This window comes from Streptomyces sp. CS113 (genome assembly GCF_002188365.1).
Classification (GTDB): Bacteria; Actinomycetota; Actinomycetes; order Streptomycetales; family Streptomycetaceae; genus Streptomyces; species Streptomyces tendae.
In genome coordinates this window covers 5,361,800-5,378,201 of sequence record NZ_KZ195574.1, presented here as the reverse complement: position 1 = coordinate 5,378,201, position 16,402 = coordinate 5,361,800, and the positions used below count along the sequence as shown (strand labels likewise).

The 16,402-nt window shown below is 71.6% G+C and carries 15 protein-coding genes; 8 read left to right on the top strand and 7 right to left on the bottom strand.

What is annotated here, in order from left to right:
- Positions 1-59 precede the first annotated feature (59 nt).
- Complete coding sequence (locus B9W62_RS23955) at positions 60-2,405, bottom strand: immune inhibitor A domain-containing protein (RefSeq protein ID WP_087809085.1); 2,346 nt, start codon at positions 2,403-2,405, stop codon at positions 60-62.
- A 436-nt stretch (positions 2,406-2,841) separates the two neighbouring features.
- Between B9W62_RS23955 and B9W62_RS23950 the strand changes: the two genes are divergently transcribed.
- Positions 2,842-3,135, top strand: coding sequence for a hypothetical protein (locus tag B9W62_RS23950; protein WP_179235636.1), 294 nt, complete (start codon positions 2,842-2,844; stop codon positions 3,133-3,135).
- Between the two features lie 13 nt (positions 3,136-3,148).
- On the opposite strand, the gene B9W62_RS23945 is transcribed toward B9W62_RS23950, so the two are convergent.
- A complete protein-coding gene (locus B9W62_RS23945) occupies positions 3,149-3,832 on the bottom strand; it encodes an RDD family protein (protein ID WP_179235635.1) in 684 nt (227 codons plus the stop codon).
- Between the two features lie 264 nt (positions 3,833-4,096).
- Positions 4,097-5,734 carry an RDD family protein gene (locus B9W62_RS23940; protein WP_087809083.1) on the bottom strand — a complete coding sequence of 546 codons (1,638 nt, stop codon included), beginning with the start codon at positions 5,732-5,734 and terminating at the stop codon, positions 4,097-4,099.
- A gap of 248 nt (positions 5,735-5,982) precedes the next feature.
- On the opposite strand from B9W62_RS23940, the gene B9W62_RS23935 reads away from it, so the two are divergent.
- On the top strand, positions 5,983-6,411 hold the full coding sequence (locus B9W62_RS23935; protein ID WP_087809082.1) for an SsgA family sporulation/cell division regulator: 429 nt from the start codon (positions 5,983-5,985) through the stop codon (positions 6,409-6,411).
- A 13-nt stretch (positions 6,412-6,424) separates the two neighbouring features.
- On the opposite strand, the gene B9W62_RS23930 is transcribed toward B9W62_RS23935, so the two are convergent.
- Positions 6,425-7,891: an FAD-binding oxidoreductase gene (locus B9W62_RS23930; RefSeq protein WP_087809081.1), complete on the bottom strand. Its 1,467-nt coding sequence runs from the start codon at positions 7,889-7,891 to the stop codon at positions 6,425-6,427.
- Positions 7,892-7,982: 91 nt separating this feature from the next.
- On the opposite strand from B9W62_RS23930, the gene B9W62_RS23925 reads away from it, so the two are divergent.
- Positions 7,983-9,419 carry a tetratricopeptide repeat protein gene (locus B9W62_RS23925; protein ID WP_179235633.1) on the top strand — a complete coding sequence of 479 codons (1,437 nt, stop codon included), beginning with the start codon at positions 7,983-7,985 and terminating at the stop codon, positions 9,417-9,419.
- An 8-nt stretch (positions 9,420-9,427) separates the two neighbouring features.
- Here the strand turns inward: B9W62_RS23925 and hppD are convergent, their stop codons facing one another.
- On the bottom strand, positions 9,428-10,573 hold the full coding sequence (hppD, locus tag B9W62_RS23920; protein ID WP_052841708.1) for a 4-hydroxyphenylpyruvate dioxygenase: 1,146 nt from the start codon (positions 10,571-10,573) through the stop codon (positions 9,428-9,430).
- A 101-nt stretch (positions 10,574-10,674) separates the two neighbouring features.
- Between hppD and B9W62_RS23915 the strand changes: the two genes are divergently transcribed.
- The 5 genes from B9W62_RS23915 to B9W62_RS23895 are packed head-to-tail and all read left to right on the top strand — an operon-like array spanning position 10,675 to position 14,989.
- Positions 10,675-11,190, top strand: a complete 516-nt coding sequence (locus B9W62_RS23915; RefSeq protein WP_179235632.1) for an Lrp/AsnC family transcriptional regulator — start codon at positions 10,675-10,677, stop codon at positions 11,188-11,190.
- 29 nt (positions 11,191-11,219) lie between these two features.
- Positions 11,220-11,867 carry an ABC transporter permease gene (locus tag B9W62_RS23910; RefSeq protein ID WP_007450107.1) on the top strand — a complete coding sequence of 216 codons (648 nt, stop codon included), beginning with the start codon at positions 11,220-11,222 and terminating at the stop codon, positions 11,865-11,867.
- 7 nt (positions 11,868-11,874) lie between these two features.
- Positions 11,875-13,149: a betaine/proline/choline family ABC transporter ATP-binding protein gene (locus B9W62_RS23905; protein WP_087809079.1), complete on the top strand. Its 1,275-nt coding sequence runs from the start codon at positions 11,875-11,877 to the stop codon at positions 13,147-13,149.
- Complete coding sequence (locus B9W62_RS23900) at positions 13,146-14,024, top strand: ABC transporter permease (RefSeq protein ID WP_087809078.1); 879 nt, start codon at positions 13,146-13,148, stop codon at positions 14,022-14,024. The genes B9W62_RS23905 and B9W62_RS23900 overlap by 4 nt, the downstream gene beginning before the upstream one ends.
- Positions 14,021-14,989, top strand: a complete 969-nt coding sequence (locus tag B9W62_RS23895) for a glycine betaine ABC transporter substrate-binding protein (protein ID WP_087809077.1) — start codon at positions 14,021-14,023, stop codon at positions 14,987-14,989. Before B9W62_RS23900 ends, B9W62_RS23895 begins: the two co-directional genes overlap by 4 nt.
- 12 nt (positions 14,990-15,001) lie before the next feature.
- On the opposite strand, the gene B9W62_RS23890 is transcribed toward B9W62_RS23895, so the two are convergent.
- Together B9W62_RS23890 and B9W62_RS23885 are read right to left on the bottom strand one after the other, a co-directional pair.
- On the bottom strand, positions 15,002-15,781 hold the full coding sequence (locus B9W62_RS23890) for a S16 family serine protease (RefSeq protein ID WP_087809076.1): 780 nt from the start codon (positions 15,779-15,781) through the stop codon (positions 15,002-15,004).
- 74 nt (positions 15,782-15,855) lie between these two features.
- Positions 15,856-16,398, bottom strand: coding sequence for a barstar family protein (locus tag B9W62_RS23885; protein WP_087809075.1), 543 nt, complete (start codon positions 16,396-16,398; stop codon positions 15,856-15,858).
- Between the last annotated feature and the right edge of the window lie 4 nt (positions 16,399-16,402).

Here is a 16,402-nt window from a genome sequence, read left to right as displayed (position 1 = left end):
TCGGCGGCGACCCGCCAGGGGGTCACCGCCGATCATGCTCTGACCTGGGCAGATGCTATTTACCTGCCTGCGGGGCCAACCTCGAGCTCGATCGTCGAGCCGTTCTTGGCCTCCTCCAGGATCTTGATCTTCGTGTTGGTGTCAGTGATCTTGACACCGCCGGTCGGGTTCGCCGGGTCGTAGTAGTCGTTCGTGCGGTCGTTGAAGACCGAGACGCCCTTCGAGCCCGGGACGTACTTCGCGACGTCCGCCTTGTGCAGTGTCATGCCGTCCGTGCGGTAGAGGCTGAACGGCGAGTCGTACGCCTGGAAGCGGTTGCGCATGACCGTGCCGTCCTTCCACTTCAGCGCGGTCGGGTGCGAGTCGATCGGCAGGACCAGGCCCTTGCCCGGGTGCTGGCTGGTGTTGTTGTCAGCCTGGGAGGTGTCCCACTTCCAGATCAGCAGGCCGTTCTGGTACGCGTAGTGCTCGACCCAGTTCGGGCGCTCCGAGAAGCCGAAGTTGTACGGGCCGGTCTTCAGCGTCTTGTCGTACGACACGTACTGCCGGTTCTCGGCGATGTAGTACTGCGCGTACTCCTTGGTGAAGGACGCGCCCTTGCGGGTGAAGCCGTTCGCCGTCCACGCGGCGTCCTCGGTCTCCGCGTTGTCGGAGAAGAGGGTCTCGCCGTCGGCCGTCACCGCGATCTCGTCGGCGGTGAAGCCCTTCATGGCCAGGCCGCCGTCGGTCTGGTAGCGGAAGCGCAGGTCGATCTTCTTGCCGGCGTAGGCGTCCAGCGGGTAGACCAGCTTGCCGTAGGCGTCCACGGTGGCGCTCAGGGCGGGCTTGTCACTGCCGTCGCGCTGGATCGGCTGCCCGTCGAAGGTGCCGTCGATCGCGGTCCAGTTGGCGCCGCCGTCGGTGGACACCTCGGTGTAGAGGAAGTCGTAGTCGGCCTCGATGTCGTACCAGCCGTCCAGGGTGAGGGAGGCTGCCGACTTGCCGGTGAGGTCGACGCTGCGGCTCAGGGTGTTCTTGAGGTCGTTGCCGCTGCCGCTCCACCACTGGGTCTCGCCCTCGGCGGGGGTCACGATCTCGGTGGTGACCTTCTCCTTCGGCAGCTCGACGACCAGGCCCTGCTTGTGCTTGGTGTTGTACTCGGCCAGGCCCAGCTTGTGCCAGGAGTTGACGCCCGCCTTGGCGGTGTCGTAGTTCAGCCAGCCCAGCTGGAGCTTGTCCCAGGCGTTCATGTCGCCGGGCAGGTCGCCGATCTCGTTGCGGCCGGTGCCCAGCCAGGAGCCGGACGACATCAGCGTCCAGAAGCCGGTGGAGTTGTCGCCGCCGGCCGTGTCGTAGTGGTCCGGCAGGCCGAGGTCGTGGCCGTACTCGTGCGCGTAGACGCCGAGTCCGCCGTTCTCCGGCTGGATGGTGTAGTCGCCGACCCAGATGCCGGAGTCGCCGATCTGGGTGCCGCCGAGCTTGTTGTCGGCGGGGCCGGTGGCGCCGGCGTCGGTGCCGAAGGCGTACCAGCGGTGGGCCCAGATCGCGTCCTCGCCCTGCGCGCCGCCGCCCGCGGACTCGTCCTCGCCGGCGTGCACGATCTGGAAGTGGTCGATGTAGCCGTCGGGCTCGTTGAAGTCGCCGTCGCCGTCGAAGTCGTAGCGGTCCCACTGGTCGTACTGGGTCAGCTGGGACTTGATCTGGGCGTCGGTGCGGCCGGCCGCCTTCTGGTCGGCGACCCAGGCGGTGACGCCGTCCTGCACCGCGTACCAGGCGCAGTTGTCGGGGTCGCACTTGTTGGAGCCGTAGCGGGCCTCGTTGTAGGGGACCTTGACCCAGTCGGAGACCTCGCCGTCGACCGAGTAGCGGCCGGAGGACTGCTTCTCGTAGTAGGTCTTGACCGAGTTGACGCCCTTGCCGGAACCGAAGTACAGGTCCTGGAAGTGCTCCTGGTCGTAGTCCTCCTGCCAGGCCGTGGAGTTGTCCGTCTTGCGGTTCGGCTTGGCTATCTGGTTGTGCAGCGGACCGGGGGTGCCGCCGTAGCGGCTGTCGACCTTGTCGCCGAACTCGACCAGGATGGTGAAGATCTTGTCGGTCTTCTCCCGGCCCAGCTCGACGTACTTGGCGTCGCCCTTCTTGCTCTTCAGCTGGACGACGTTGGAGCCGTCCTTCTTCTTCACCGACGCGTTGCCGGATATGACCTGCTTGAGCGCCTCCTCCCGCTGGGCGGCCTGAGTGTCGCTCAGGGGGCCCTTGAGGTCGTGGGAGCGCGCGGTCTTGTCCGGGCTGGGGTCGTGGCGGTTCACGGCCTCGGGCCGGGACGGCGAGTCCGCCTGCGCCACACCGGCCGCCGAGAGCGTGGCGGTCGCGGCGGCGAGTGCGACGGTGGTCGCCGCCGTTCTGAACGTCCAGGATCTTCTGGTCACTTGAGTTCCTCCCCCGCGTGCACGCGCGCGGATGGGGGACCTAGGACAGTGCATAGTCCGCGCACACGTGATCAACGCGTGTAGTCAAGTGACGACATTTGACTAGAGGTTCGACGGAAAAGACAGACCTTGACTTGAGCAGAACAAGTGCACTATGCGGAGTCGCCGTTCGCTTTGCGGACACCGGATCGTGACCTTCGCCCGGTACGGCGGGCTCCGCACGGCCCGACGGGCGCGCGGGACCGTCCACTTCCCGGACGTCATGAATCCGTGCGCCCCCCGTGCATCGGCCGTGCCGGTTAGGTCGGGCTTAGTACTGGTTCCGCTCGGGCACACAGCGGGTTAGAGTCGCTTGGCGGAACGCCCGGAGACCGGCGGAAAGCCAGGCCGACAGCCTGTCTAGCCCCCATGATTGCCTTCCGAGGACACGATGGCCATGCCCCGTCCGACTGCCGCACAGTTCGCCTACGGTACGTGCACCGTGATCTTCTCGACACTCGCCATGCTGCTGCTGTCGCAGACGAGTTCGGGCCCCGGAGTCGCCCTCATCGCCGTCGCGGCCCTCGCCCTCGGGCTGCTGGTCGCCATGACGGTCCCCCAGCCCAGGACGCGCGCGGTGACCGCCGTGCCGGCCCAGCGCCTCACCGCGCACCGGGAGCCGGTGCGGGTGCCCACGGGGGCCCGGGTCTCCGCGGGTGCGGGCGAGGCGACGCGCGGGAGGGCCGCCTGAGCGCCCGCGTCCGTCAACGGGTGCTGACCACGACCGTCTTGGCCGCCTTGTCGTGCAGGCCCTGCTTGTAGGGCTTGTCGAAGAAGCTCCAGCCACCCGCGATGATCGTCCACACGCAGGCACAGCAGAACGCGAACGGGATCCACAGCACCAGGGCACGGATCAGCGACGTCTGCACCGCGGGCGTCGCCCCGTTGTCCAGGTTGGCCACCCGCATCCCGAGCCACTTCTTGCCCAGGGTCTGGCCCGTCCTCGTGATCATGTAGGTGTCGTACGCGATGTAGAGCACGGCGGCGATCACGGACTGCCCGAAGGACTTGCCGACGGAGACGTCGTCGCCGTCCACCGTGTACTCCTGGACGTTGAAGGCCCAGCTGAGCAACCAGACCACGATGCCCACCAGGATCATGTCGATGATCCGCGCGAGCGTGCGGCGTCCGCTGTCGGCGAGCGGGGGCATCCCGGCCAGCGGGTCGCCGGGGCGGCCGCCACCGCCGTACGGGTCACCGCCGTAGGGACCGCCGCCGGGAGGAGGCCCACCGTAGGGACCTCCGCCGCCGGGGGGCGGGGGGCTGCCGTGAGGGCCACCTCCGCCGGGGGGCGGGGGCGGAGGCGGGTTGTCGTAGGGGTTCTTCCTCAGCGGGTCGTCGTCCGGCGGCTGCTGCCCGCCGGAGCCGGGGGGCGGTTCGCTGCTCATGTCCCGAGTCGAACCCGGAGTCCATCTCCTCGCATCCGGCGAGCGGCCGTCCGGAGTAGTGCGGGTGCGTGGTCCGACGCCGTCCGGGCGGGGTATGACGGTGCGTCGGCGAGTGCGGATGCGTGGGGGCTGGTCGCGCAGTTCCCCGCGCCCCTTGAGGTACGTGCACTGAACGCCCCTGAAAGGGGGCGCGGGGAACTGCGCGAGCAACCACAACGCACCCGCAGCCGAAAACGAACCCCCCGCTCCCCGCCCCCTGCCCAGCTAGCCCGCGACAAACGTGCCGGCGGCCTTGTCGTGCCAGCACTGGTGCCACGGGCGGTCGAACAGGCACCAGGCGACGCCGACCACGCCGACGGCCAGGAGGCCCGGGACGCTGTAGACCAGCCAGCGGCGCAGGGCCGCGCCGAAGGACGGCGGCTCGTGCGCCTCGATGTCCCGTACCTCCAGGCCGAGCAGCTTCTTGCCCAGCGTGCGGCCCCACTTGGCGGTGGGCAGCGCCTCGTAGGCCACGCCGAAGAGCAGCAGGACGGCGAGCACGATGCCCAGGTACGTGGACGTCGTGCCGTCCAGCAGCCAGACCGTGACGGTCTCGCCGGAGAGCTTGGCCTCGTCGATCTTGTCGTTGACGTGGTCGACCGCCTTGAGGCCGAGCGGTACGGCGGCGACGGCGGTGACGCCCGCGAGGACGACCGTGTCGATCAGCCGGGCGGCCAGCCGCCTGCCGAGACCGGCGGGCCGGGCCGCCGCCTGGCGCCGGGCGGCGGCCTGGAACACGTCCTCGACCGGCGGCTTCCACGGTGCGACGGGCTGCTCGTCCCCGCCCGCCCCGGCCAGCCGGTGCACCTGCTGCGCCCAGGAGGTCTGGCCGCCGCCGGGACCGCCCGCCGCGACCGGCGCGGAGGCGGAGGGCTGCGGCGGGGGTGCCTGGTGGGGCACCGCCGGGGCGGCGGGCGTCGGGGGAGCCTGCGCGGCGGCGGCCCGGGCGGCGGCGGCCTTGCCGGCACCGAAACCGGGTCCGGAACCGGCACCGGAACCGGCACCGGGGCCGGCGCCATGACCAGAGCCGGGAGCAGGACCGGAGCCCGAACCCGAGCCGGGAACAGGACCGGACCCGGAACCCGAGCCGGGAAGAGGACCGGGACCGGACGAACCGGCACCGGAAGCACCAGGACCCCCGGGGCGCGTGCCCGTGCGAGGGGTGACCGCGCGGAAGGTCATCGTGCCCTCGTCCTCCGCGGCGGCGGGGGCGTCCGGCCGGCCCGCCGCGGGCCGGCGGAAGACGAAGGTGTTGCCTGCCTGGGCCTCCGCCTCGCCGGACGCGGCGCCCGCCGAGGCGTCCTGCCGCGCCGCACCGGACGCGGCCGCGGCGTCCGGCGCGGGCCCGTCACCGCCCGCCGGCCCCGCCTGTCCCGCCGGCCCCGCTGAGCCCGCCCCCGTGCCCGGCGCCGCGGTGGACCCCGCTGCCGTGCCGGAGCCCGCGGCCCCGTCGGCCGGGGGCGCCGCCTGCCGGGCGTGCGGGACGCGCGGGTCCGCGCCCCGCGCCGGGCCGGGCCAGGCGACGCGCTGCTCCGGGGCGTCGGCGGGACCGCCGGGCCGGCCGGCCCGGTCGGCGCCCCAGGCGGTGGCGGACTCGGGGCGGCTGCCGTGCTGGGACGCGGCGGCGGGCGGCGGGTCTTCCTCGACCGGGTCCTCGTCGAAGAAGTGCGGCCCGGTCTCCTCGACGGAGGGCCGTGCGCCGGGCGGAGGTGCGAGCGGCTCGCCGTCCTTGGGGGCGGGGCGGCTGGTGCCCGCCACCCAGGAGGCGCCGTTCCAGTACCGGACGTATCCGGGAATGGACGGGTCCGGGTAATACCCTTCGCGGGGCCTGTCGTCGCCGGGGGCCGGGGTTGGGGCGCTCATGTCCGTCGTCCCGTATCTGCTCGGGGGTTGATAGGGGGGCCTCAACATCTATCAGACGGGCGCAATCCGCACCGCCGGTCCCGCCGTACCCACCCCTTTCCGGGCAACCTCGTGCCGGGACCTTCACATCCGGGCCGCGCCCCGGCCCGGCGCGCGCGAAAAATATTTCCCCGAACGCGCGTAATGCTCCGGCCCCCGGCCGGTCTCCCCGGGAAAGGACCGCACGAGATCCGGGAGAGGAACCCGCCATGTACACCAACCCCGCCGGCCCCACCGTCGTGGAACGCGAACTGGAGCTGCGGCTCATCCTGTCGCCCGAGCACGGCATCCCGGTGCCGGCCCGGCTCGTCTACCACACCGACGACCCCTACGCCGTGCACATCACCTTCCACATCGACTCCGGCCACCCGGTGCACTGGACGTTCGCCCGCGACCTCCTGGTGGAGGGCGTCTTCCGGCCGTCCGGGCACGGGGACGTGCGGGTGTGGCCGTCGAAGGCGGAGGGCCGCAGCGTCGTGCTGATCGCGCTGAGCAGCCCGGACGGCGACGCCCTCCTGGAGGCGCCCACGCCGCAGGTGTCGGCCTGGCTGGAGCGGACCCTGCGGACGGTGCCGCCCGGGACCGAGGGCGCGCAGCTCGGGATCGACGACGGGCTGGCCGAGCTGCTCGCCCGGTGAGGAGCGGCGGCGGTCAGAAGAGCTTGCCCGGGTTGAGGATGCCCAGCGGGTCGAAGACCTGTTTGACGGCCCGCTGCATCTCCAGGCCCACCGGGCCGATCTCCCGCGCCAGCCACTCCTTCTTCAGGACGCCCACACCGTGCTCGCCGGTGATGGTGCCGCCGAGCTCCAGTCCGAGCGCCATGATCTCGTCGAAGGACTCGCGGGCCCGCCGGGACTCGTCGGGGTCCTGGGCGTCGAAGCAGACGGTGGGGTGGGTGTTGCCGTCGCCCGCGTGGGCGCAGACCCCGATGGTGAGGCCGTACTTCGCGGCGACGCGATCGATGCCCTCCAGCATCTCGCCGAGCCGGGAGCGGGGCACGCACACGTCGTCGATCATCGTGGTGCCCTTGACGGCTTCGAGGGCGGTGAGGGCCAGGCGCCTGGCCTGGAGGAGGAGTTCGGACTCGGCCGCGTCCTCGGCCGGGACCACCTGGGTGGCGCCCGCGGCCTCGCACAGCGCGCCGACGGCGGCGAGGTCGGCGGCCGGGTCGGTGGTGTCGAAGGCGGCGAGCAGGAGTGCCTCGGTGGTCTCCGGCAGGCCCATGTGGGCGAGGTCGTTGACCGCCTTGACGGTCGTACGGTCCATCAGTTCGAGGAGGGAGGGGACGTGGCCCCCTTCCATGATCCGGCAGATCGCGTCGCAGGCGGCGGACGCGGAGGCGAACTCGGCGGCCAGCACCAGCTGCTCGGGCGGCTGGGGACGCAGTCCGAGGACCGCCTTCACGACGATGCCGAGGGAGCCCTCGGAGCCCACGAAGAGCCGGGTGAGGTCGTACCCGGCGACGCCCTTGGCGGTGCGGCGCCCGGTGGACATCAGGCGGCCGTCGGCGAGGACGACGTCCAGGCCGAGGACGTACTCGGCGGTCACCCCGTACTTGACGCAGCACAGGCCGCCCGAGGCGGTGCCGATGTTGCCGCCGATGGTGCACATCTCCCAGCTGGAGGGGTCCGGCGGGTAGTAGAGGCCGTGTTCGTTCACCGCGCGGGAAAGCACGGCGTTGACGACGCCCGGTTCGACGACGGCGACGCGGTCGACCGGGTTGATCTCCAGGATGCGGTCCATCTTCGTCAGGGAGAGGACCACGCAGCCGTCGGTGGCGTTGGCCGCGCCGGACAGGCCGGTGCGGGCGCCCTGCGGGACCACCGGGACGCGCAGCTCGGTGGCGGTGCGCATGACGTGCTGGACGTCCTCCACGGTGCGCGGCAGGACGACCGCGGCGGGGGCGCCGGCCGGGCAGAAGCTCGCCATGTCGTTGGCGTAGGAGGCCGTGACGTCGGGGTCGGTGAGGACGGACCCGGCGGGCAGACCGGCCAGCAGCCGGTCGACGAGAGTGCTCCGATCGCCGGCGGGGCTGCCTGGAGTGCTGCCGGGGGTGCTGTCGACCGCCGCGGCTGCGTCGTCTTCGTCGCGAGGCGCTTCGATACGGCTCATGATCACAGGCTCGCATCCACGGCCATCGGTGTGAACCCCGCGGGCGGCACCCGTCACCTGCCCGGTGTGATCGTCGTATGGGCGCACAGTGAGCGCCATGGAGGTCATGGAGAGGCTCACCCGGCGGGGACAGGGCGAGGCACCGGCACCCGGGCGGCGGCCGCGCCGCGGGCGCCGGGTGCTGATCGCGTCCGTCGCCGGGGCCGCCGTGCTCGGCGGGGTCCTGGTGCTGCTCCCCTGGGAGGCCGGTGACGCTCCCCCGCCCGCGCCGGGTCCGGCGGCGCTGGCGCGCGGGGCGGTCACCAGCGGTGTGCCCGCGGCGCTGCCGGACCTGGCCGCGCTGATCGGCGACCGGGAGACCCATCTGCGGGCGCACCCGCTGGACGGGGCGTCGTGGGCGGTGCTCGGCGCGGCCTACGTCGAGCAGGGCCGCCGTACGGCGGACGGCGCGAACTGGCCGAAGGCCGAGAAGGCGCTGCGCACCTCGCTGAGGACGGGACCGGAGCGCAACCCGCAGGCCCTGGAGGGGCTCGCGGCGCTGGCGGTGGCCCGCCGGGACTTCCCCACGGCGAAGAAGTGGGGCGAGAGCGCGGTGCGGGCGGCGCCGAAGCGGTGGACCGCGCACGCGGTGCTGATCGGCGCGTACTCCGGGCTCGGCGACGACAAGGGCGTCGGCCGGGCCCTGGACAAGGTGATGGAGCTGCGCCCGGACGCTGCGGCGGCGGGGGCGCTGGCGGCGGGCGTCTACCGGGACCGGGGCTGGCGGGAGGACGCGGCGGCCCGGATCTCGGACGCCGCGGCGGCGGCCGAGGCACCGGCGGAGCGGGCGGCGTACCTGGAGCAGGCCGGGCGGCTGGCGTTCGAGCGCGGGGAGCGGGCGGAGGCGCTGCGCTTCTTCCAGGAGGCGCTGCGCACCGATCCCGACCAGCGGGCCGCGCAGGCCGGGCAGGGCCGGGCGCTGGCGGCGCTGGGCCGGACGACGGAGGCGCTGTCCGCGTACCAGGCGGCGCTGGCCAAGCGGCCCAGCCCCGAGTACGCGCTGGAGCTGGGCGAGCTGTACGAGTCGCTGGGCCTCGGGCAGGCGGCGCGGGTGGAGTACGACCTGCTGCGGGAGCGGGCGCGGGAGGCCGAGGCGGCCGGGGCCGACGAGCAGCTGGTGCTGGGGCGGCTCGACGCCGACCACGGGGATCCGGCGGCGGCGGTGGAGCGGCTGCGGGCGGAGTGGGGCCGGCAGCCGGGGACGGCGGTCGCCGACGCGCTGGGCTGGGCGCTGCACCGCACCGGTGCGGACGAGGAGGCGCTGGAGTTCGCGACGCTCGCGACCGACGGCGACAAGGGCGGCGGGGTGCGCAGCGCGCTGTACGTGTTCCACCGGGGGGTGATCGAGAAGGAGCTGGGGCGGCACGGGCCCGCGCGGCGGCACCTCGGGGAGGCGCTGACGATCAACCCGTACTTCTCGCCGCTGCGGGTGCCGGAGGCGAAGCGGGCGCTGGCGGAGCTGGGCGAGCCCCCGGTGGAGGGCCCGCCCGCCTAGGGGGTGGGTCAGAGGTTGCCGCGCTTCTCCTGCTCGCGCTCGATCGCCTCGAACAGGGCCTTGAAGTTGCCCTTGCCGAAGCCCATGGAGCCGTGGCGCTCGATCATCTCGAAGAAGACGGTCGGCCGGTCCTGGACCGGCTTGGTGAAGATTTGCAGCAGGTAGCCGTCCTCGTCGCGGTCGACGAGGATCTTCAGCTCGCGCAGGATGTCGACCGGCACCCGGGTCTCGCCGGCCCACTCGCCGAGCGTGTCGTAGTACGAGTCGGGGGTGTCCAGGAACTCGACGCCGGCCGCCTTCATCGCGCGGACGGTCGCCACGATGTCGTTGGTGTTCAGCGCGATGTGCTGGACGCCGGCGCCGCCGTAGAACTCCAGGTACTCGTCGATCTGGGACTTCTTCTTGGCGACGGCGGGCTCGTTGATCGGGAACTTGACCTTGAGGGTGCCGTCGGCCACGACCTTCGACATCAGCGCGCTGTACTCGGTGGCGATGTCGTCGCCCACGAACTCCTTCATGTTCGTGAAGCCCATGACCTTGTTGTAGAAGCCGACCCACTCGTTCATGCGGCCGAGTTCGACGTTGCCGACGCAGTGGTCCACGGCCTGGAAGACGCGCTGCTCGGGCGGGGCGACCATCGGCTTGGCGGCGACGTACCCGGGCAGGTACGGGCCGTCGTAGCCGGTGCGCTCGACGAGGGTGTGCCGGGTCTCGCCGTAGGTGGCGATGGCGGCGAGGACGACGGTGCCGTGCTCGTCCTTGACCTCGTGCGGCTCGGCGAGCGAGCGGGCGCCGTGCTCGACGGCGTAGGCGTGGGCGGCGCGCGCGTCCGGCACCTCGATGGCGAGGTCGACGACGCCGTCGCCGTGCTCGGCGACGTGCTGGGCGAGGAAGGTGCCCCAGTCGGTCGAGGGCTTGATCACCGAGGTGAACACGAAGCGGGCGGAGCCGCTCTCCAGGACGTAGCTCGCGGTCTCCCGGCTGCCGTTCTCCGGTCCGGAGTAGGCGACCAGCTTCATGCCGAAGGCGGTGGAGTAGTAGTGCGCGGCCTGCTTGGCGTTGCCCACGGCGAAGACGACCGCGTCCATTCCCTTGACCGGGAAGGGGTCGGCCTGCCGGGCGGTGTCGGGAGTGTGGTGTGTGGTCTGCGTCATAGCCGCAGGTTCTCCCCTGTCCGCAAGGTGCGCAATAGTTTGCGTCTTCACTGGGCAACCTGCCCAGTGATACGCCGGTCGGTGCAGGCGATCTGTACAGGATGACCAGCGGGGAGGGTGTGGCTGTGGCGGGCAAGGGGATCGACCGGCTGGACGGGCGGATCATCGGGCTGCTGGCGCGGGAGCCGCGGATCGGGGTGCTGGAGATGTCCCGGCGGCTCGGCGTGGCGCGCGGCACGGCGCAGGCGCGGCTCGACCGGCTTCAGTCGAACGGAGTCATCCGCGGATTCGGTCCGGAGGTGGACCCGGCGGCCCTCGGCTACCCGGTCACCGCGTTCGCCACGCTGGAGATCCGGCAGGGCCAAGGAGCCGATGTACGGGCGCACTTGGCGACCGTGCCGGAGGTGCTGGAGCTGCACACCACGACCGGTACCGGGGACATGCTGTGCCGTCTGGTGGCCCGCTCGAACGCCGATCTCCAGCGGGTGATCGACCGGGTTGTCGGTTTTGATGGCATCGTCCGGGCCGCCACGGCGATCGTCATGGAGAACCCCGTTCCGCTGCGGATCATCCCGCTGGTGGAGCAGGCGGCCGAGGACAGCGGCGGACACGACTGAGGCGGGCCCGATCCCGGAGGTGAGCGGACGTGAACTTCTGGGACTTCCTGGGCAGTCGCCACCAGCAGCTGCTCGCCGACGCCTACCAGCACGCCAGCGCGGTCTTCCAGTGCATGGTCGTGGCGACCCTGATCGGGGTGCTGATCGGCGTCCTCACCTACCGCAGCGACTGGGCGGGGAACCTGGCGACCCTGACCACGTCGACCATCCTCACCATCCCGTCGCTGGCCATGATCGGTCTGCTGATCCCGATCGTCGGTCTCGGCGTGCCGCCGACGGTGACCGCGCTGACCCTGTACGGGCTGCTGCCGATCGTGCGGAACTCGATCGTGGGCCTGCGCGGCGTCGACCCGGCGCTGGTGGACGCCGCCAAGGGCATCGGGATGTCGCGGCCGGCCCGGCTGCTGCGGGTGGAGCTGCCGCTGGCGTGGCCGCCGATCCTGACCGGCATCCGGGTCTCCACGCAGATGCTGATGGGCATCGCGGCGATCGCCGCCTACGCCTCGGGGCCGGGCCTGGGCAACGAGATCTTCCGCGGGATCGCCTCGCTGGGCAGCAAGAACGCGCTCAACCAGGTCCTCGCGGGCACGCTCGGGATCATCGTCCTGGCCCTGCTGTTCGACGCGGCGTACGTGCTGCTGGGACGGCTGACCATTCCGAGGGGGATCCGTGTCTGAGACTTCCGTGTCCGGTTCCGTCGCCGACGACGGCCGCGGCGAGGCGTCCGGCGGCGCCACCGGCGCGACCATCGAGCTGGAGGCCCTCACCAAGCGCTACCCGGGCAATGCGCAGCCCGCCGTCGAGAACGTGTCGATGGAGATCAAGGCCGGGGAGACGGTCATCTTCGTGGGCCCCTCGGGCTGCGGGAAGTCCACCACCCTGAAGATGATCAACCGGCTGATCGAGCCCAGCGGCGGCCGCATCCGCATCAACGGCGAGGACGTCACCGACATCGACCCGGTGAAGCTGCGCCGCAAGGTCGGCTACGCGATCCAGTCCTCCGGTCTCTTCCCGCACATGACCGTCGCCCAGAACATCGCGCTGGTACCGAAGATGATCGGCTGGTCGAAGGCCCGGATCAGGTCGCGGGTGGAGGAGATGCTGGACCTGGTCGGCCTGGACGCCGGGGAGTTCCACGGCCGCTATCCGCGCCAGCTCTCCGGCGGCCAGCAGCAGCGGGTGGGCGTGGCGCGGGCGCTGGCGGCCGACCCGCCGGTGCTGCTGATGGACGAGCCGTTCGGCGCGGTCGACCCGATCACCCGGGACCACCTCCAGGACGAGCTGATCCGCCTCCAGCACGAACTGCACAAGACGATCGTCTTCGTCACCCACGACTTCGACGAGGCGATCAAGCTGGGCGACCGGATCGCGGTGCTGCGCGAACGCTCCCACATCGCGCAGTTCGACACCCCGGAGGCCATCCTCACCAACCCGGCGGACGACTTCGTCTCCGGCTTCGTCGGCGCGGGCGCGGCCCTCAAGCGCCTGAACCTGACCCGGGTGCGGGACGTGGGCATCACGGACTACCCGACGGTGACCGTGGAGGACCCGCTCCAGCACATCTTCGACCGGCTGCGGGAGTCGGGCACCAACGAGATCCTGCTCCTGGACCGGCGCGGGCGCCCCTACAAGTGGCTGCGGCGCGGCGACCTGATGCGGGCCAGGGGCTCGCTGGCGCGGGCCGGGACGCTGGTCCACGACACGGTGACCCGGGACGCGACGCTGCGGGACGCGCTGGAGGCGGTGCTCACCGACAACGCGGGGCGGGTCGCGGTCACCGGGCGGCGCGGCGCGTACGAGGGCGTCGTGGACATGGAGACGCTGATGAACTCCGTGCACGAACTGCTGGAGGCCGACCGGCTGGACGCGCTGGAGCACCAGCACGACCTGGAGGAGACCCGGGCCACCCAGACGCACACCGAGCAGGAGGGCTTCGGCGAGGTCGGAGGCCGCGCGTGAGCGGCTCCTCCCGGCCCCTGCCCGGCCGCCGCCCCGCGGGCGAGCACGAGGTCAAGGGGCTCGCCTTCCGGGACGACCGGGACGAGCGGGACGAGGAGGAGGGCGGGGCTCCCCCGCCGCCCCCGGTGGCGGCGGGCCCCCGGGTCGGCTGGCGCAAGCTGACCTTCCTGCCCGTCGTCCTGATCGCCGTACTGCTGGCGACCTGGCTGTGGTACCGGCAGGCGGACCTGGACGCGCTCAGCCGCAACGCCCTCGGCAACGGCCAGGTCACCAAGGCCCTGTGGCAGCACGTCCAGCTCACGGTGATCTCCACCTTCTTCGTGCTGATCATCGCGATCCCGCTGGGCATCCTGCTCACCCGCAAGGCGTTCCGCAAGGCCACTCCGGTCGCGATGGCCTTCGCCAACATGGGCCAGGCGACGCCGGCGATCGGCCTGCTGGCGCTGCTGGTGATCTGGCTGGGCATCGGCCGCCGGGCCGCCCTGATCGGCATCATCATCTACGCCGTCCTGCCCGTGCTCTCCAACACCATCGCCGGTCTGAAGGCCAACGACCCGACGCTCCTGGAGGCGGCCCGCGGCATCGGCATGTCCCCGCTGGGCGTCCTCGCCCGGGTGGAACTCCCCCTGGCCGTCCCGCTCATCCTGGCCGGTGTGCGCACGGCCCTGGTCCTGAACGTCGGTACGGCGACGCTGGCGACCTTCGGCGGCGGCGGTGGCCTGGGCGTGCTGATCACCACCGGCATCACCAGTCAGCGGATGCCGGTGCTGGTGCTGGGCTCGATCCTCACCGTCGCCCTCGCCCTGCTGGTGGACTGGCTGGCCTCGCTGGCGGAGCTGCTGCTGCGGCCGCGGGGCCTGGAGGTGGGCACATGAGACGGCGCACGTGCTGGGTGCTGGCCGCCGCACTCCTTTCCGCCTCCGCCGGCTGCGGTCTGACCAGCGGCTCCCCGATGGTCGACGACGTGGAGCCGGGCACCATCGGCAGGGGGAAGCCGCTGGAGGGGGCCGATCTCACGGTCACCTCGAAGGAGTTCACCGAGCAACTGGTCCTCGGCGCGATCATGGGCATCGCCTTCGAGGCGGCCGGGGCGGAGGTACTCGACCGCACCGGCATCCAGGGCTCGGTCGGCACCCGCGCGGCGGTCGAGAACGGCGACGCCGACGCCACCTACGAGTACACGGGCACCGCCTGGATCACGTACCTGGGCAACAGCAAGCCGATCCCCGACCCGGAGCAGCAGTGGAAGGCGGTGAAGGAGGCCGACGCGAAGAAGGGCCTGACGTGGCTGGAGCCGGCCCGCCTGAACAACACGTACGCGCTGGCGATGAACCAGGCGAACTACAAGAAGTACCGGACGAAGACCCTCTCGGAGGTCACCGCCCTGTCGAAGTCGGACCCGGGTGCGGTGACGCTGTGCGTGGAGGGCGAGTTCGCCAACCGCGCGGACGGCCTGCCGGGCCTGGAGAAGGCGTACGGCATGTCGCCGCCCGCCGGGAACATCACCCAGATGGACACCGGCATCATCTACACCCAGACCGCGAAGGGCGCCTGCACCTACGGCGAGGTGTACACCACCGACGGGCGGATCAAGTCCATGAACCTGGTGGTGATGGAGGACGACAAGAAGTTCTTCCCGAACTACAACGCGGCGCCCATGGTCCGCACGGCCACCCTGAAGAAGTGGCCGGCGATCGCGTCGGTCCTGGACCCGGTCACGAAGGCGCTGACCAACGACGTGGCGCAGACCCTGAACGCGAAGGTCGACGTGGACGGCGAGGACCCGCACCAGGTGGCGCTGGACTGGATGAAGGAGAAGGGCTTCGTGAAGGAGGGGTAGGGGCCGGTCCGCTCAGCAGGCGGGGACGCTGCCCTTGCCGCTCTCCAGCGCCTTCAGCGAGTCGACCGCGCCCTCGAGCGTCGTCACCGGGATCAGCCGCAGCCCCTTCGGCAGCTCGGCCTGCGCGTCCGAGCACTCCGCCTTCGGCACCAGGAAGACGGTGGCCCCGTCCCGCCGGGCGGCCTGTGTCTTGAGCGGCACCCCGCCGACGGCGCCGACCTTGCCGCCGTCGGTGATGGTCCCGGTACCCGCGACGACCTTGCCCCCGGTGAGGTCGCCGGCGCCGAGCTTGTCGACGATGCCGAGCGAGAACAGCAGCCCGGCGCTGGGCCCGCCGACGTCCTCCAGGCGGAGCTCGACGTCCACGTCGTCCTGGTCCATCCGCAGGTACCGCAGCGCGGCCGCGGTGGCGGAGTCCTGGGACTCCTTCATCTGCTCCTGGTTGTACTGCTCGATCTCGCTCACGTCGTCGCCGCTCGGGTAGACGGCGTCACGCGGCATCACGGCCCGGTCGGTGTCGAACCAGCTGCCGAGCACGTCCCCCAGGTGGATGCTCGCGTCCGGCCCGGTCGCCTCGATCGTCGTCATCCGCAGCTGCCCGCTGGTCTCGTGCGTCGGCGCGCCGCTGATCGTGATCACCTCGGCCCCCTGGTTCTCCCCCAGCACGTCGGCCGTCAGCCCCGGCTGCGCCACGGAGAACGGCAACGGCGCGAACACGGCGGCCGCGAGCAGCGCCACGACGGGCAGACCGCAGACGGCGAGGAACTGGGGACGCGTGAGACGAGAGAGCACGAAGTCAATCTAACGTGAGCCCGTCGGCTCCCATGCTGCGGGCAGGCCCGCCCACCCGTGCGGGTCGGCGCCGTTCAATGCCATTCCTCGGGGTCGAGGGAGGCCGCCACGAAGCCGTCCCCCTCGGTGACGATCAGATCCCTTTGCTCCACCCGGCGCCGCACCTTGCCGGGGTCGAAGTCGCGGAACTCGAAAACGAAGTGCTCGGAAATGGCGGGGCGGTCCAGCGGAAACCCGTCGAGGTCGACGGATGAGTTCGCCCGGTCGGCGCCCTGGCAGAGGACGGACACGAAGAGGGGGAAATGATCCGCCTCCAGGAGCCGGTCCGCCTCCTGGATCACGCCTGCCACGCCAACGCCTCCCGTGACCTCTCCGCACAGGTCGTCCAGGCAGTCCACCAAGGCGTCCCAGTTGTGTCCGTAATAACCGGGGAAACGAAAGGTCTCCGCGAAGGACTGGTGGATTCCCTGCTCGCTCAGAAGCCGATGGGCGTCGAAGGAGTAGCAGCGCCCGCCGTTTCCCTCCAGTCGGGAAAGTTGCTCCTGAACGACGGCCGACCCGTGGGGTGCGAAAACAACCCAGGGCTCCGAGGTGCTCGTGATGTCGAAGGAAGCCATGTGT

Excerpts from the sequence above, each read along its gene's own strand:
- B9W62_RS23945 (WP_179235635.1), bottom strand. The coding sequence starts at position 3,832 with ATGAGCAGCGAACCGCCCCCCGGCTCCGGCGGGCAGCAGCCGCCGGAC.
- B9W62_RS23915 (WP_179235632.1), top strand. The coding sequence starts at position 10,675 with ATGACCAGCGGGGAGGGTGTGGCTGTGGCGGGCAAGGGGATCGACCGG.
- B9W62_RS23895 (WP_087809077.1), top strand. The coding sequence starts at position 14,021 with ATGAGACGGCGCACGTGCTGGGTGCTGGCCGCCGCACTCCTTTCCGCC.
- B9W62_RS23940 (WP_087809083.1), bottom strand. The coding sequence starts at position 5,734 with ATGAGCGCCCCAACCCCGGCCCCCGGCGACGACAGGCCCCGCGAAGGG.
- B9W62_RS23935 (WP_087809082.1), top strand. The coding sequence starts at position 5,983 with ATGTACACCAACCCCGCCGGCCCCACCGTCGTGGAACGCGAACTGGAG.
- B9W62_RS23950 (WP_179235636.1), top strand. The coding sequence starts at position 2,842 with ATGCCCCGTCCGACTGCCGCACAGTTCGCCTACGGTACGTGCACCGTG.
- B9W62_RS23925 (WP_179235633.1), top strand. The coding sequence starts at position 7,983 with ATGGAGGTCATGGAGAGGCTCACCCGGCGGGGACAGGGCGAGGCACCG.
- B9W62_RS23885 (WP_087809075.1), bottom strand. The coding sequence starts at position 16,398 with ATGGCTTCCTTCGACATCACGAGCACCTCGGAGCCCTGGGTTGTTTTC.
- hppD (WP_052841708.1), bottom strand. The coding sequence starts at position 10,573 with ATGACGCAGACCACACACCACACTCCCGACACCGCCCGGCAGGCCGAC.